12 protein-coding genes are annotated in these 14,055 nt (G+C 67.6%); 8 read left to right on the top strand and 4 right to left on the bottom strand.

Annotated elements, in window-relative coordinates:
* The first annotated feature begins 158 nt into the window (after positions 1 to 158).
* The 3 genes from J0I99_RS09915 to J0I99_RS09905 all read left to right on the top strand — a co-directional run bounded on the left by J0I99_RS09915 (position 159) and on the right by J0I99_RS09905 (position 5,033).
* Positions 159 to 2,456: an MMPL family transporter gene (locus J0I99_RS09915; protein ID WP_291397297.1), complete on the top strand. Its 2,298-nt coding sequence runs from the start codon at positions 159 to 161 to the stop codon at positions 2,454 to 2,456.
* Entirely contained in the window at positions 2,453 to 2,986 is a 534-nt protein-coding gene (locus tag J0I99_RS09910) for a hypothetical protein (RefSeq protein ID WP_291391784.1), read from the top strand. The genes J0I99_RS09915 and J0I99_RS09910 overlap by 4 nt, the downstream gene beginning before the upstream one ends.
* Before the next feature lie 163 nt (positions 2,987 to 3,149).
* Positions 3,150 to 5,033, top strand: coding sequence for a diguanylate cyclase (locus J0I99_RS09905; RefSeq protein ID WP_291397295.1), 1,884 nt, complete (start codon positions 3,150 to 3,152; stop codon positions 5,031 to 5,033).
* A gap of 74 nt (positions 5,034 to 5,107) precedes the next feature.
* On the opposite strand, the gene ssb is transcribed toward J0I99_RS09905, so the two are convergent.
* Together ssb and J0I99_RS09895 are read right to left on the bottom strand one after the other, a co-directional pair.
* Positions 5,108 to 5,599 (bottom strand): single-stranded DNA-binding protein, encoded by a 492-nt coding sequence (ssb, locus tag J0I99_RS09900; protein WP_291391788.1) that lies wholly within the window; start codon positions 5,597 to 5,599, stop codon positions 5,108 to 5,110.
* A 176-nt stretch (positions 5,600 to 5,775) separates the two neighbouring features.
* The gene (locus tag J0I99_RS09895; RefSeq protein ID WP_291397293.1) at positions 5,776 to 6,084 is read right to left on the bottom strand and encodes an antibiotic biosynthesis monooxygenase; all 309 of its coding nucleotides are present in this window, start codon (positions 6,082 to 6,084) and stop codon (positions 5,776 to 5,778) included.
* 263 nt (positions 6,085 to 6,347) lie between these two features.
* On the opposite strand from J0I99_RS09895, the gene uvrA reads away from it, so the two are divergent.
* The 5 genes from uvrA to trmFO all read left to right on the top strand — a co-directional run bounded on the left by uvrA (position 6,348) and on the right by trmFO (position 12,645).
* Positions 6,348 to 9,236, top strand: a complete 2,889-nt coding sequence (uvrA, locus tag J0I99_RS09890; protein WP_291397291.1) for an excinuclease ABC subunit UvrA — start codon at positions 6,348 to 6,350, stop codon at positions 9,234 to 9,236.
* A 123-nt stretch (positions 9,237 to 9,359) separates the two neighbouring features.
* Positions 9,360 to 10,412 carry a dipeptidase gene (locus tag J0I99_RS09885; protein ID WP_291397289.1) on the top strand — a complete coding sequence of 351 codons (1,053 nt, stop codon included), beginning with the start codon at positions 9,360 to 9,362 and terminating at the stop codon, positions 10,410 to 10,412.
* Positions 10,413 to 10,616: 204 nt separating this feature from the next.
* Complete coding sequence (locus J0I99_RS09880) at positions 10,617 to 10,763, top strand: hypothetical protein (RefSeq protein ID WP_291397287.1); 147 nt, start codon at positions 10,617 to 10,619, stop codon at positions 10,761 to 10,763.
* A 189-nt stretch (positions 10,764 to 10,952) separates the two neighbouring features.
* A complete protein-coding gene (locus tag J0I99_RS09875; RefSeq protein ID WP_291397285.1) occupies positions 10,953 to 11,102 on the top strand; it encodes a DUF1127 domain-containing protein in 150 nt (49 codons plus the stop codon).
* Between the two features lie 157 nt (positions 11,103 to 11,259).
* Entirely contained in the window at positions 11,260 to 12,645 is a 1,386-nt protein-coding gene (gene trmFO, locus J0I99_RS09870) for a methylenetetrahydrofolate--tRNA-(uracil(54)-C(5))-methyltransferase (FADH(2)-oxidizing) TrmFO (protein WP_291397284.1), read from the top strand.
* A 175-nt stretch (positions 12,646 to 12,820) separates the two neighbouring features.
* Here the strand turns inward: trmFO and J0I99_RS09865 are convergent, their stop codons facing one another.
* Together J0I99_RS09865 and J0I99_RS09860 are read right to left on the bottom strand one after the other, a co-directional pair.
* Positions 12,821 to 13,669 (bottom strand): phytoene/squalene synthase family protein, encoded by an 849-nt coding sequence (locus tag J0I99_RS09865; protein WP_291397283.1) that lies wholly within the window; start codon positions 13,667 to 13,669, stop codon positions 12,821 to 12,823.
* A complete protein-coding gene (locus J0I99_RS09860; protein WP_291397281.1) occupies positions 13,666 to 14,055 on the bottom strand; it encodes an MTH938/NDUFAF3 family protein in 390 nt (129 codons plus the stop codon). The genes J0I99_RS09865 and J0I99_RS09860 overlap by 4 nt, the downstream gene beginning before the upstream one ends.

Here is a 14,055-nt window from a genome sequence, read left to right as displayed (position 1 = left end):
GCCACCCTGCCGTGGGTTTGCGGCAACTTTGCGCCAGAATCCGGCAGGATGGGCGAGATTCAGGCCGAATCCCGAAGATCAAACGGCTGGACGCGTGCACCGGCAGACCGTAGTAATCCGCGCCTGACGCGGGGGTCGCCGTCTAGGGGAAGATTCTTTTGAATAAGGATTCACTGCCGGGCCGCATCTGGAACTGGCTCTTCGGGCATGACCGGTCGATCGGTTTCGGCCTCGAATATCTCGGGCACCTGACGCTGCGCTGGCCGCTCGTGGTCGGCATTTTCGTCATGGTCATGTCGGTCTTCTGCGCGGTGCAGATTCCGCGCGCCAGCGTCGACGGCGACCTGCTGCGCGTGTTTGCCCACTCGGGCGAGGAATACGACGCCTACGACCGCCTCGCCGACACCTTCGGGACCTTCGAGAACGACATCTACCTGCTGGTCCGTTCTCCCGACCTGGCCAACCCCCAGACCATCGAGACCATCCGCGAGATGGCGCTCGATCTGTCCAACAGCGAATATATCAGCGGCACCATGTCGGCCTTCACGCTGCGCGTGCCGACCGCCGATGGCACCACCCTGCCCGCCGTGCCCGAAGGCATGCAGACGCCCGAGGAAGTCCGCGCTGCGCTGACCAACCTGCAGCAGACCGACCCGATGATGCGCAACCTGATCAACCCGGACCTCTCCGGGGTGGTCATCATCGTCTTCCCCAACCCCGAGATGACCAGGGGCAAGGGCACCAAGGCGATGATCGCCGACCTGCGCGCCCTGGTCGCCGACTACCAGTCCGACCAGGTGCAGGTCGAACTCACCGGCCCGCCGATCTGGACCGGCGAAATGCTCAGCGCCGCGGTCGACGACCAGATCAAGTTCACCATCTACGGCTTCACCCTCGGCGCGCTCATCGCGCTGTTCTCGCTGCGCTCGTTCTGGGGCGCCATCCTCGTCGCCGCCACGCCCTTCGTCGCCGTGATGTGGGTGATGGGCACGATCATCGCGCTGTTCGGCTCGTTCTCGTTCCTCACCATCATCGTCACCACGATCATCCTGGTGATCGCCTTCGCCGAGAGCCTGTTCTTCATCTTCAACTGGCTCGCCTACTGGCGCGAGGGCATGGATCCGTACAAGGCCGTGGACGAGACGGTGCGCGTCGTCGGTCCGGCCAGCGCGCTGACCATGCTGACCACGCTCATCTCCTTCGCCTCGCTGTCGCTGACCGCCGGCCAGGGCATCCAGGAATTCTCCTACGCCGGCACCATCGCCTCGCTGACGAATTTCATCTGCCTGATGACGTTCCTGCCGCTGCTGCTCAAGCTCGCCGTGCGCCTGGGCTTCAAGGCGCCCAAGCCGAGCTTCGCCATCACCGCGCCGATCCCGGTCGCCTGGTGGGTGGCCAAGCGCTTCGGCCGCCCTCTGGCCGTCCTTGCCATTGTCACCACCGGCCTGCTGCTCATCCCCTACGGCCTGATCCAGCCGCACTTCTCGTTCGAGGACTTCATGGCCAAGGGCTCGACCGCCCTGACGGCCGCCGAGCAGATCGACCAGGGCGTCGGCGGCGTCGCCCCGCTCTATGTCAACGTGCCGCTCGACGAGGGCATCGCCGACGTGGGCGACAAGGACTTCGAGAAGGTCAAAAAGGTCCACGAGATCGTCGAGAAGTACCTGGGCAAGAACAAGGTCATCTCGGCTGCCGCCTTCACCCACTACGCCGACAGCGGCTTCACCCGCGAGCAGATCTTCAACGCCGTGGGCGACCTGAAGCGCCGCTTCGTCACCGACGACGGCAGCCGCGCGCTGGTCACCGGCTTCATGCCGACCATCATCGATTCCGAGGAGCTGGTCCGGCTCAAGGAGGGCATCGAGGCCGACGTCAAGGCGGCCGGCATCGACGGCATCGAGGTCGGCGGCTTCCGCGTCATGACCACCTATGCCACCGACAACATCGTGCGCGGCCTGCAGCTCGACCTCACCATCTCGGTGATCGTCAACCTGTTCCTGATCGGCTGGGCCTTCCGCTCCCTGCGCGTCGCCGTGGCGACGGCCATCCCGAACCTGTTCCCGATCCTGGGCACCGAGGCCTGGCTGTGGTGGTCCGGTGCCGGCCTGCAGCTCACCACCGTGCTGTCGCTCACCATCGCCTTCGGTATCGCCGTCGACGACACCACGCACTTCCTCTCGCACTACCTGCACGCCCGCCGCGAAGAAGGGCGCAACCACCTCGACGCCATCCACCACACGATGGAGCGGATCGGTGGCGCCATCATCGCGGCGACGCTGATCCTCTGCTCGGGAACGGCGATCGTCATGTTCTCCGAACTGCCGCAAGTCGCCTTGTTTGGCACCCTGTTTGTGATAACTCTCGGCTTTGCACTGATCGGCGATGTGTTCATCCTGCCGGCTCTGCTGGTCGCCGGGGGGCGATTCTTTCATCCGCTTGGAGGCGTTAAGAAATGAAGCTGTTGGGACCCCTGACGCGCATTGCCGCGCTCGCTGGTCTGCTTGCCGTTACCCCCCTGGCCGCCATGCCGGCGCTGGCCGCCCCCGCCGACGTCGCGCTGATCAAGTCCTACATCGGAGCGTGGAAGGGCCGCGGCCAGCTGATCGGCGCCGAGAGCGAGTCCGTTGTCTGCCGCCTGACGCTCAGCGAAGGGAACGCCGACAAGGTCAACTATTCCGGCCGCTGCTCGCTCGCCGGCACCAGCCTCGCCGTCAACGGCACGCTCGCCTACAGCGACCAGAACAGCCGCTACGAGGCCGCGATGACCTCCAACGTCACCTTCTCCGGCCTCGCCGTCGGCAAGAAGTCCGGTGACGGCATCATCTTCAACCTCAAGGAGCGGAACAAGGACGAGGAAGGCAACGACCTCACCGTGACCGCCGCCATCGCGCTCAAGGGCAAGGGCGCGGCCATCCAGGTCGATTTCAACGTCGTGTTCAACGCGACCGGCGATACGCTCAAGGCCTCGGTGCCGTTCACGAAGTAAGCGCCGCGCACGGCGATCCAGGTGTTCCCGACGGGCGGCCAGCGAGCCGCCCGTTCGATTCTTGGTAAACGCATCCGGGACGATGCGAGGGTGTCGCTTGGCCCGATGTTAACGGAACCATGCGACACAGCCCGATGAATTCCGAACCGGAAGTTACCGGATCATGGCCAGCCCGGCGCCGAAATCGCTGAGCCTGAAGGCCCTTGCCTATGTGCTGGCCATCTGCGCTGCCATCCTGGCCTTCGAAGGCTGGCGCGAATGGTCCGCCCACGATGCCGCGCTCGCCAAGGCCCGGCACGAGGCGCGGAACCTCGCCCGCTCCATGCGCCAGCACGCCGAGGACACCTACGAGATCGCCGAGCAGGCCGTCGGCATGGTGGCCTACGAACTCGGCACCACCGGCACCGATGCTGCCGGACTGGGCCGGGCGGAAGCGTTCATGCTCCATCTGCTGGAAGGCTCCCCCCGCCTCGCCGAGCTGACCGTCTACGACGCCACCGGCCGCTGGCTGGTCAGCACCGCCGCCTCGGGCCCCGAGGTCGAGGATCGTTCCGCCGACGACGTCTTTGCCCGGCATCGCGACAGCGACACACTCGCCGCCGCCTTCGCGGAGCCCGTCCCCAACGCCGCCGGCGACGCGCTGCTGACCACGGTCAGCCGGCGGCTCGAAGGGCCGTCGCGGCGCTTCGCCGGCATCGTCGTCGCCACCATCGACTCGCGCTACTTCAATGCCGTGCACGGCAAGGTCGATGTCGGGCCCCGGGGCGCCATCACGCTTTACGATCACGCCGGGCACACCCTGACCGGCGAGCCCTTCACCTCGCCGATCGCCAGTTCGAGCGTCGCCCTGTTCGGCCCCCGCCCCGGCTCCGGCAGCAGCGGCGACTACGAGTTCATCCCCGCCGCGGACGGCGTTGCCCGCATCGCCGGCTTCGACCGCGGCGCGCGCTATCCGGTCACCGCCGTCGTCGCCGTCTCGCGCGACGAGGCCCTGGCCGACTGGCGGCACGGCGCCCTGCTGCGCGGCATCGCCACGCTCGTGTTCACGCTCGCCATCGCCGGGCTCGGCCTGCGCGCCACCGACCAGTTCCGCCGCCGCCTGCACAGCGACGCCGTGCTGAAGCAGAAGGAGGGCGAGTTCCGCCTGCTCGCCGAAAGCGCCAGCGACCTCGTCGAGCGCTTCGCCGCCGACGGGACGCGCACCTACATCTCCCCGGCCGTGGAGCGACTGACCGGCGAAACCCCGGGCGAGCTGCTCGGCAGGAATGCCTTCGACGTCATCAATGACGAGGATCGTCCCGCGGTCGAGGCCGCCGCCGAACGACTCCGCCAGGGGGAAAGCGAGCAGGAGACCGTGGCTTTCCGCCGGCTGCGCCGCGATGGTCGCGAGATCTGGCTCGAGACCTCCCTGCGCGTCGCCGCCGAGCCGTCCGGCCAGTTCTCGGTCGTCGGCGTCACCCGCGACATCACCGACCGCAAGGAGCTGGAGCTGCGGCTCGAGGGCATGGCGCTGCGCGACGGCCTGACCGAGCTGGCCAACCGCCGCGCCTTCGACACGGCCCTGGCGCGCGAGGTCGCCCTGGCGCGCCGCACCGGCACACCGCTGTCGCTGCTGATGATCGATGCCGACCGCTTCAAGCGTTTCAACGACGACCACGGCCATCTGGCCGGCGATGCATGCCTCAAGTCCATTGCGGTGCTGATGGCGCGCGCCGCCCGCCGCCCGGCCGATGTCGCGGCCCGCTTCGGCGGCGAGGAACTGGCGCTGCTGCTGCCCGCCACCGACCTTGCGGCGGCCCGCGCCATCGGCGTCGATCTCTGCCGCCAGGTCGAGGCGCTCGCCATTCCGCATCCGCGCAACCTGCCGTGGGCCGTCGCCACCGTCAGCATCGGCGTCGCCACCCTCGATCCGCGCCGGGAGGACGCCGTGCCCGAGGCCACCTGGCTGCTCGGCACCGCCGACCTCGCCCTCTACGACGCCAAGGCGCAGGGCCGCAACCAGTGCATCGCGGGCCCCCGCCGCTTCAGGTCGAGGCTGGTTGGCTGATCGAGCCCGCAGGGTTCACTTTCAGCGCCGCCGGCGCGATGCCATGGGGCATCGGCTCGCCAGCGCTCCCCCGCTCAGAACGGGATGTCGTCGTCCATCGCGCCGCCCTCGAAGGCCGGGGCCGAGCTCGGCCGCCGCGCTTCCTGGCGGCCGCCGCCGAAGGACGAGCTTTCGCGCGGGCCCGAGAACCCGCCCGGGGCGCCCTCGCCCTCGCCGCGCCCGTCGAGCATGGTCAGCGTCGAGTTGAAGCCCTGCAGCACGACCTCGGTGGAGTACTTGTCCTGGCCGCTCTGGTCCTGCCACTTGCGGGTCTGCAGCGCGCCCTCGATGTACACCTTGGAGCCCTTGTGCAGATACTGCTCGGCGACGCGCACGAGGCCTTCCGAGAAGATCACGACGCGGTGCCACTCGGTGCGCTCCTTGCGCTCGCCGGTGTTCTTGTCGCGCCACTGGTCCGACGTCGCCACGCTCAGGTTCACCACCTTGCCACCTGACGGCAGGTTGCGCACCTCGGGCTCGGCGCCCAGATTGCCCACGAGGATCACCTTGTTCACGCTGCCTGCCATGGCACATTCCTTTCAACTTTCCCGGACACGCACCGGGCTGAAAACTCAAGCGCGTATCCTACCGCTATCGTTCCGGCAGCGCGCGCCCAATGCGCGCCCACCCACAGCTTTGCGGCTGCGTTCTCTATATGTTCTATTTCGCACGCGGCTTGTCAAGCACATGCCCGGCCTGCCCCCTAGAACGTGAGGTCGTGCGTATCGGTCCGCTCGGGATAGATATGGTGGAAGCGCCCGCCGATCCCCATCAGCGCAATGTCCGCCAGCAGCGCGTCGTGTTCCGGTGTCGCGAGGTGCCGCTGGTGCACAGCCTCGCTCTCATAGCACTCGACGAACGTCACCACGTCGGCTTCGGCATCGCTCGGGTTGACCTCGAAGAAGATCACGCCCTCCTCCTCGCGCGACGCCGCCGCGAACGGCCTTATGCGGGCCAGCAGGTCGTCCCGCCGACCCGGCTTCATGCGCAACCACCCGATCACGTATTTCATGCCCATGTCCTCCGCCAACGAGCCTAGCACGCGCCTTCGGATCGTGCCGCTTGACTCGAATCCACAATGTTCCGCTTATGTTCTCGATCAGTTGATCGCGCCGCGGCGCCGCCGGTGATGACAGGGACCGGCTGCGCGTGGTTAGGTTGCAAGTCCGGCGCCCTATCCCCAAATGAGCAGCCGACCCCTCATTTTTGAAACCCTGACACGATTTGGCACACAGTGGCTCCATGGTCGCGTGCCTCGTGAGGTGAAGAGTCCAGATGGCCGACAAGCGCAACCCGAACCGTGATCTCGTCATCCGTGGCGCCAGGGAGCACAACCTCAAGAACGTCGACCTGCGACTGCCCCGCGACAGCCTGGTGGTGATGACAGGGCTGAGCGGCTCCGGAAAATCCTCGCTCGCTTTCGACACCATCTATGCCGAGGGCCAGCGCCGCTACGTCGAGTCGCTCTCGGCCTATGCCCGCCAGTTCCTCGAGATGATGCAGAAGCCCGATGTCGACAGCATCGAGGGCCTGTCGCCGGCCATCTCGATCGAGCAGAAGACGACGAGCCGCAACCCGCGCTCCACCGTCGGCACCGTCACCGAGATCTACGACTACCTGCGCCTGCTGTTCGCGCGCGTCGGCATCCCCTATTCGCCTGTCACCGGCCTGCCGATCGAGAGCCAGACCGTCAGCCAGATGGTCGACAAGGTCATGGCCCTGCCCGAGGAAACCCGGCTCTACCTGCTCGCGCCCATCGCCCGCGGCCGCAAGGGCGAGTACAAGCGCGAGCTCAACGAGCTGATGCGCAAGGGCTTCCAGCGCGTCAAGATCGACGGCGAGTTCCACGACATCGAGGACGCGCCCAGCCTCGACAAGAAGCTCAAGCACGACATCGAGGTGGTGGTCGATCGCGTCGTCACCGGCCCCGATATCGCCGGCCGCCTCGCCGAAAGCTTCGAGACTGCGCTCAAGCTCGCCGACGGCATCGCCTTCGCCGAGTTCGCCGACGAGGTCGACGACAAGGGCGCGCCCCGGCGCCTGATCTTTTCCGAGAAGTTCGCCGATCCCATCTCCGGCTTCACCATCCCCGAGATCGAGCCGCGCCTGTTCTCGTTCAACAATCCGTTCGGCGCCTGCCCGGTCTGCGATGGCCTGGGCACCGAGCAGAAGATCGATCCCAACCTGATCGTCCCCGATGTCACCCTTTCGCTGAAGGACGGCGCTATCCTGCCATGGTCCAAGACCAGCGCGCCCTACTATCTGCAGACCCTGCAGGCCGTGGTGAAGCATTTCGGAGCCTCGACCGGTACCGCCTGGGAGGACCTGCCCTTCGAAGTCCAGCACGCCGTGCTGTTCGGCACCGGCTCGACCCCGATCAACTTCGTCTATGACGATGGCTTGCGCACCTACAAGTCGACCAAGCCGTTCGAGGGCGTCATCGGCAATCTCGAACGCCGCTACAAGGAGACCGAGAGCGCCGGCATGCGCGAGGAGATCGAGCGCTACATGTCGCAGGCGCCCTGTCTCGCCTGCAACGGTTATCGCCTGAAGCCGGAAGCCCTCGCCGTCAAGGTCGATGGCCTGCACATCGGCCAGGTCTCGGAGAAGTCGATCCGAGCCGCCAAGGCCTGGTTCGACGCGCTGCCCGGCAAGCTCAGCGCGCAGCAGAACCAGATCGGCGAGCGCATCTTCAAGGAGATCAAGGAGCGGCTCGGCTTCCTCAACGATGTCGGCCTCGACTACCTGACCCTCGCCCGCAATTCCGGCACCCTGTCGGGCGGCGAGAGCCAGCGCATCCGCTTGGCATCGCAGATCGGCTCCGGCCTCACCGGCGTGCTCTACGTGCTAGACGAGCCCTCCATCGGCCTCCACCAGCGCGACAACGAGCGCCTGCTCGAAACCCTGCAGCGCCTGCGCGACATCGGCAACACCGTGATCGTCGTCGAGCACGACGAGGACGCCATCCTCACCGCCGACTATGTCGTCGACATCGGCCCCGGCGCCGGCGTCCATGGCGGCCACATCGTCGCCGAGGGCACGCCGCGCGACATCATGGCCAATCCCAACTCGATCACCGGCAAGTACCTGACCGGCGAGCTGGCCATCCCGCTCCCCGTCGAGCGCCGCAAGCAGAGCAAGACCAGGAAGCTCCACATCGACGGCGCCACCGGCAACAATCTGAAGAACGTCTCGGTCGACGTGCCGCTCGGCAACTTCGTCGCCATCACCGGCGTCTCCGGCGGCGGCAAGTCGACGCTGATGATCGACACCATGTACCAGGCCATCGCCCGCCGGCTGAACGGGGCGCGCGTCAACCCGGCGCCGCACAACCACCTGACCGGTCTCGAGCACCTCGACAAGGTCATCGACATCGACCAGTCGCCGATCGGCCGCACGCCGCGCTCGAACCCTGCCACCTACACCGGCGCCTTCGGCCCGATGCGCGAGTGGTTCGCCGGCCTGCCGGAAGCAAAGGCGCGCGGCTACGGCCCGGGCCGCTTCTCGTTCAACGTCAAGGGCGGCCGCTGCGAGAAGTGCGAGGGCGACGGCGTCATCAAGATCGAGATGCACTTCCTGCCCGACGTCTACGTCACCTGCGAGGTGTGCAAGGGCCATCGCTACAACCGCGAGACGCTCGAGGTGCAGTTCAAGGGCAAGTCGATCGCCGACGTGCTCGACATGACCATCGACGAGGCGGTCGAGTTCTTCGCCGCCGTGCCCTCGATCCGCGAGAAGTTCGTGACGCTGCAGCGCGTCGGCCTCGGCTATGTCAAGGTCGGCCAGCCCGCCACCACCCTGTCGGGCGGCGAAGCCCAGCGCGTGAAACTGTCGAAGGAACTGAGCCGCCGCGCCACCGGCCGCACGCTCTACATGCTGGACGAGCCGACAACCGGCCTGCATTTCCACGATATAGCCAAGCTTCTTGAAGTGCTGCACGAGTTGGTCGACAGCGGCAATACGGTGGTGGTGATCGAGCACAACCTCGAGGTCATCAAGACCGCCGACTGGGTCATCGACATGGGCCCGGAGGGCGGCGACGGCGGCGGCGAGGTCGTCGGCATCGGCACCCCCGAGGACATCGCCGCGAACCCCCGCTCCTACACCGGCCGCTTCCTCAAGGAAGTCATGCAGCGCCGGCCGCAGCGGACGGCGGCGGAATAAGGCCGGCACGCGGGCAGGCCACCCTGCCCGTCCGGCTCGCCGGTTCAACCCACCCCCGTCGTCGTGCAGCCGCGGCGCCGCCCCTGCCGCTTCAACCCTTTAACCGATAGCCTGAGACAGCCCTTGCCCACGCCCCCCATCTTCGACGGCCACAACGACGTCCTCCTCCGCCTGATGAAGGACACCTCGCCCGATCCGGTGGCGCGCTTCCTCGAGGGCGGCGGGCCCGGCCATATCGACCTGCCCAAGGCGCGGGCCGGCAATCTCGCTGGCGGCATGTTCGCCGTGTTCTGCCCCTCGCCCGACGAGCGGGCCGATTTCACCACCGCCCGTGACATGTCCAACACGCCGCTCCCGCCCGAGCTGCCGATGGACCTCGCGCGCCGCATGACCACGCACCAGGTTGCCCTGCTGCTCCGCCTCGAGGCGGCCTCGAACGGCGCCGTCACCGTCTGCCGCAGCGCCGCCGACATCCGCGCCGCCATGGCGCGCGGCTCGCTTGCCGCCGTCCTCCACATCGAGGGCGCCGAAGCCATCGACGCAGACCTGCACTTCCTCGACGTGCTCTACGCCGCCGGGCTCCGCTCCATTGGGCCGGTCTGGAGCCGCACCAACGTCTTCGGCTACGGCGTGCCCTTCCGCTTCCCGCACTCGCCCGACCTCGGCCCGGGCCTCACCGATGCCGGCAAGCGATTGGTGCGCGCCTGCAACGAAAAGCGCATTCTCGTCGACCTCTCGCACATCACCGAAAAGGGCTTCTGGGACGTGGCGGCGCTCTCGACCGCGCCGCTCGTCGCTACCCACTCCAACGTCCACGCGCTCACCCAGGCGCCGCGCAACCTCACCGCCGACCAGCTGCGCGCCATCCGCGACAGCGACGGCATGGTCGGCCTCAACTTCGCCACCGGCTTCCTGCGCGCCGACGGCCAGATGCGCGCCGATACCCCCATCGACGACATGGTCCGCCATCTCGACGGGCTGATCGAAGCGCTGGGCGAGACCCGGGTCGGCATGGGCTCCGACTTCGATGGCGCCCTGGTCCCGGCCGACATCGGCGACGCCTCCGGCCTGCCCCGCCTGTTCGAAGCCCTGGAGCGCCATGGCTACGACGCCCCGCTGCTCGAAAAGCTGGCCCACGGCAACTGGCTCAGCCTGCTCGAGCGCACCATCGGCTGAAGTCTGGCGGACTTTCATCGGCGACCGTTGGATCATCGCTGCAACTTCGCCGGTGCGAGCAGCGGAGTTCCAGGCCCGTCCAAGATGACAGTAGAATGAATTTGCCATGCGTTCGGCGCATGCCGGCAGTGACATATCACTGCGTGCACCCCAGGTGAAATGGGCGCATCCTGCTGTCGTCGTGATCCGAACGAGGAGTGCACGATGTTCGTACGTGCGGTCTGGCGCCAACGGCGCCTGGTCGACCTCAGGCAGACGCTGCGGGAGACCGATGTCCCGACAAGCCGCGACGCTCTGGGGGTTTCAGGCCCGGACTTCCGGAGAATGACCTGCGGCCTGTTCGATCGCTGAGCCTCCGCGATCGCCGGTCCTGCCGGTTTTGCCCCCAGCTTGCCGGCCTTTTGCCACCAGTCTGAATCAAACGTGAACAACTCCGCCGGAAGCCATGCGTAAATCGCATAACGGCACTGAGACATCCCCCACTGCTCATCCCGCGCCAACCATCCTATCTCTCACCCTGTAGACGAAAGGAGACTTCCAATGGGCATCCGCACTACGCTGAAGAAGTGGGCCGCTTACCAGCAGACCGTCCGTGAGCTGACCGCTCTCGACAACCGCCAGCTGAGCGACCTGGGTATCACCCGCACCGACATCCAGCGCATCGCTCGCGACCATGCGCGCACCATCTAACGGTACGCCGACTGGTCCCTGCGCTTCGCCGGCATCCTAGAACGCCCGCTTCCTGATCGAAGCGGGCGTTCTGCCTTTCCTGGGGCCGGGCGCCGCTCCACTGCGGCGAAAGTCCACGAACATTGCGTCGCCTGCCCCTGCTTGCTATCTGGCGCGCATGTCCACTCAACCCATCCACGTCATCGGCGGCGGGCTCGCCGGATCCGAAGCTGCCTGGCAGGCTGCCGAGGCCGGCGCCAAGGTCGTCCTCCACGAAATGCGTCCGGTGCAGCAGACCGACGCGCACCAGACCGAGAGCTTCGCCGAGCTGGTCTGCTCCAACAGCTTCCGCTCCGACGATCACCGGCACAACGCCGTCGGGCTCCTGCACGAGGAAATGCGGCGCTGCGGCTCGCTGATCATGCGCGCGGCCGATGCCTACAAGCTGCCGGCTGGCGGCGCGTTGGCCGTCGACCGCGACGCCTTCGCCGAGGCAGTGACCGCGGCCATCCAGAACCACCCCAACATCTCCATCGAGCGCGGCGAGGTTGCCGGCTTGCCGCCCGACGACTGGCAGAACGTCATCGTCGCCACCGGCCCGCTGACCTCCCCGGCCCTCGCCGAAGCGATCCAGGGACTGACCGGCGAGGACTCGCTCGCCTTCTTCGATGCCATCGCGCCGATCGTCCACAAGGACTCGATCGACATGGACATCGTCTGGGCCCAGTCGCGCTACGACAAGGTCGGGCCGATGGGCGACGGGCGCGACTACCTCAACTGCCCGATGGACGAGGCGCAGTACAACCGCTTCGTCGATGCCCTGCTCTCGGCCCCGCTGCACCAGTTCAAGGACTGGGAAAAGGTCCCCTACTTCGACGGCTGCCTGCCCATCGAGGTGATGGCCGAGCGCGGCCGCGACACCCTGCGCTGGGGCCCGATGAAGCCGGTCGGCCTCACCAACCCGCGCAACCCCACGGTGAAGCCCCATGCCATCGTCCAGCTGCGCCAGGACAATGCGCTGGGCACGCTGTGGAACATGGTCGGTTTCCAGACCAAGATGCGCTACGGCGTTCAGACCGAGATCTTCCGCTTGATCCCCGGCCTTGAGAACGCCCAGTTCGCCCGCCTCGGCGGCCTGCACCGCAATACCTTCCTCAACTCGCCCAAGGTGCTCGGCCCCGATCTGAAGCTCAAGGCCATGCCGCGCCTGCGCTTTGCCGGCCAGGTCACCGGCGTCGAGGGCTATGTTGAGAGCGCCGCCGTCGGCCTGATGGCCGGCCGCCTTGCCGCCGCCGACGCGCGTGGCGAAACCCTCGCCATCCCGCCCGCCACCACGGCCATGGGCGCGCTGATCAACCACATCACCGGCGGTCATCTCGAGGCCGAAGCCTATTCCGGCGCCCGCAGCTTCCAGCCCATGAATGTCAACTTCGGCCTCTTCCCGCCCGTCTCGATCACCAGGCCCGAAGGCCACGTCGGCCGCTGGAAGTCGACCGAGAAGAGCATCGCCAAGAAGGAAGCGATCACCTCCCGGGCGCTCGAAGACATCATGGCCTGGGCGTAGGGCACCCTCTTCCTTCTCCCCTTGAGGGAGAAGGTGGCGCGTAGCGCCGGATGAGGGGTTCCGCAGACGAAGTCTGCGCGGTCGGAGCAAAGCGACGAGCGACCAGGAGGGCTGGCGCCCCCCCTCATCCGCGCTTCGGGTGCCTCACACATGGGCGACGGCCACCAGCTGGCGCTCAGGCCCTCGCCGCCCACCACCCCATCAGCGCGATCTTCCGCCAGTCGCTGAGGTCCGCCCCCGCCGCATACGGCGCCTGCGCCTGCACGGCCAATGTCGCCTGCCGCCCGACGATCGCCACCGGCGCGAACGCCGGCCTTAGCTGCCTTGGCAGCGCCTTGATCGCCGCCCGCGCCTTGCCCACGTGTTCCTGCGCCAGCTCGCCGATCTGCGCCAGCGCCGCGAACAGCCCCTCGCTCTCCTGCCCCGCAAGAATCTCGCCGTCCGTCACGCCGTTGGCAGCGAAGATGTTCATGGGCAGGAAGATTCGCCCGGTCGAGGCGTTGTAGCCGAACGCGCGCAGATGCCCGGCCAGCGCCTGCGCCACGCCCAGATGCCCCGCCGCATCCCCCGTCTCCACCTCGGCGCCGCCGTTGAGCACCATCGCCGCCAGCTGGTAGAGCACCGACACGGTCTCGCCCGCATAGCCCTCGAAGCTTGCAACGTCCGGCATCGGGTCGTGATAGAGGTCGAACCGCCGCGCCGCGATCAGCCGCAGCAACGGCCCCGCCGGCAGGCCGTACCGCTCCATCGCATCGAGCACCGCCGCCGCCAGCGGGTTCTGGCGCACATCGCCGTGCCCCGCGCCATTCAAGGCATCGGCCCACCACTGCAGCCTGATCTCGCCGGCCGCCGGCTCGCGAGCCCGATCGCGGATGGAAGCGACATCGGCGGCAAAGGCATACAGCGCCTGCACCGCCTTCTGCTCGGGCTGGCGCAGCATCAGCGCGGCGAAAAAGCGGTCTCGATCCGCCTCCCGAAGGAAGCTCGCCACATAGTCGCCCTGCCCGCCGGCAGCGCCGCTCATCTGGCGTTCTCGACCGCGATCAGCGCCGCACCCACGGCGCGATCCTCGGCCAGCAGCACGTTGTAGGTGCGCACGGCTCCACCCGTGGCGATCGCCTCGACGATCACGCCCCGGGCCTTCAGCGCGGCCCGGATCGCGGGATCGAGCCCGACGATGTCCGCCCCCAGCCCGATCAGCAGCACGTCGAGCTGCTCGGCCACGTCGAGCACCGGTTGCAGGCTGTCGAGCGTCAGTTGCCCCACCGCGTCGACCGGCCAGGCCTGCATACCCGTCGGCAGGCACAGCAGCGAGCCGCGGTGGCTCATGCCGGCGAAGCGGAAGCCGCCGTTGCCATAGGCGTCGATCTGCACCTGCTGGGGGTAGAACCCCGCCCCCGGCTCCGCCAT

The sequence above is a fragment of the Devosia sp. genome (assembly GCF_017307495.1).
Lineage (GTDB): Bacteria > Pseudomonadota > Alphaproteobacteria > Rhizobiales > Devosiaceae > Devosia_A.
Note: the sequence above shows the minus strand (reverse complement) of the source record. Positions and strands in the feature narration are given on the sequence as shown.

Bases quoted from the DNA above. Each gene is read 5' to 3' on its own strand.
- J0I99_RS09910 (WP_291391784.1), top strand. From the start codon at position 2,453: ATGAAGCTGTTGGGACCCCTGACGCGCATTGCCGCGCTCGCTGGTCTG.
- J0I99_RS09905 (WP_291397295.1), top strand. From the start codon at position 3,150: ATGGCCAGCCCGGCGCCGAAATCGCTGAGCCTGAAGGCCCTTGCCTAT.
- ssb (WP_291391788.1), bottom strand. From the start codon at position 5,599: ATGGCAGGCAGCGTGAACAAGGTGATCCTCGTGGGCAATCTGGGCGCC.
- J0I99_RS09895 (WP_291397293.1), bottom strand. From the start codon at position 6,084: ATGAAATACGTGATCGGGTGGTTGCGCATGAAGCCGGGTCGGCGGGAC.
- uvrA (WP_291397291.1), top strand. From the start codon at position 6,348: ATGGCCGACAAGCGCAACCCGAACCGTGATCTCGTCATCCGTGGCGCC.
- J0I99_RS09880 (WP_291397287.1), top strand. From the start codon at position 10,617: ATGTTCGTACGTGCGGTCTGGCGCCAACGGCGCCTGGTCGACCTCAGG.
- J0I99_RS09875 (WP_291397285.1), top strand. From the start codon at position 10,953: ATGGGCATCCGCACTACGCTGAAGAAGTGGGCCGCTTACCAGCAGACC.
- trmFO (WP_291397284.1), top strand. From the start codon at position 11,260: ATGTCCACTCAACCCATCCACGTCATCGGCGGCGGGCTCGCCGGATCC.
- J0I99_RS09865 (WP_291397283.1), bottom strand. From the start codon at position 13,669: ATGAGCGGCGCTGCCGGCGGGCAGGGCGACTATGTGGCGAGCTTCCTT.
- J0I99_RS09860 (WP_291397281.1), bottom strand. From the start codon at position 14,055: ATGGCGGAGCCGGGGGCGGGGTTCTACCCCCAGCAGGTGCAGATCGAC.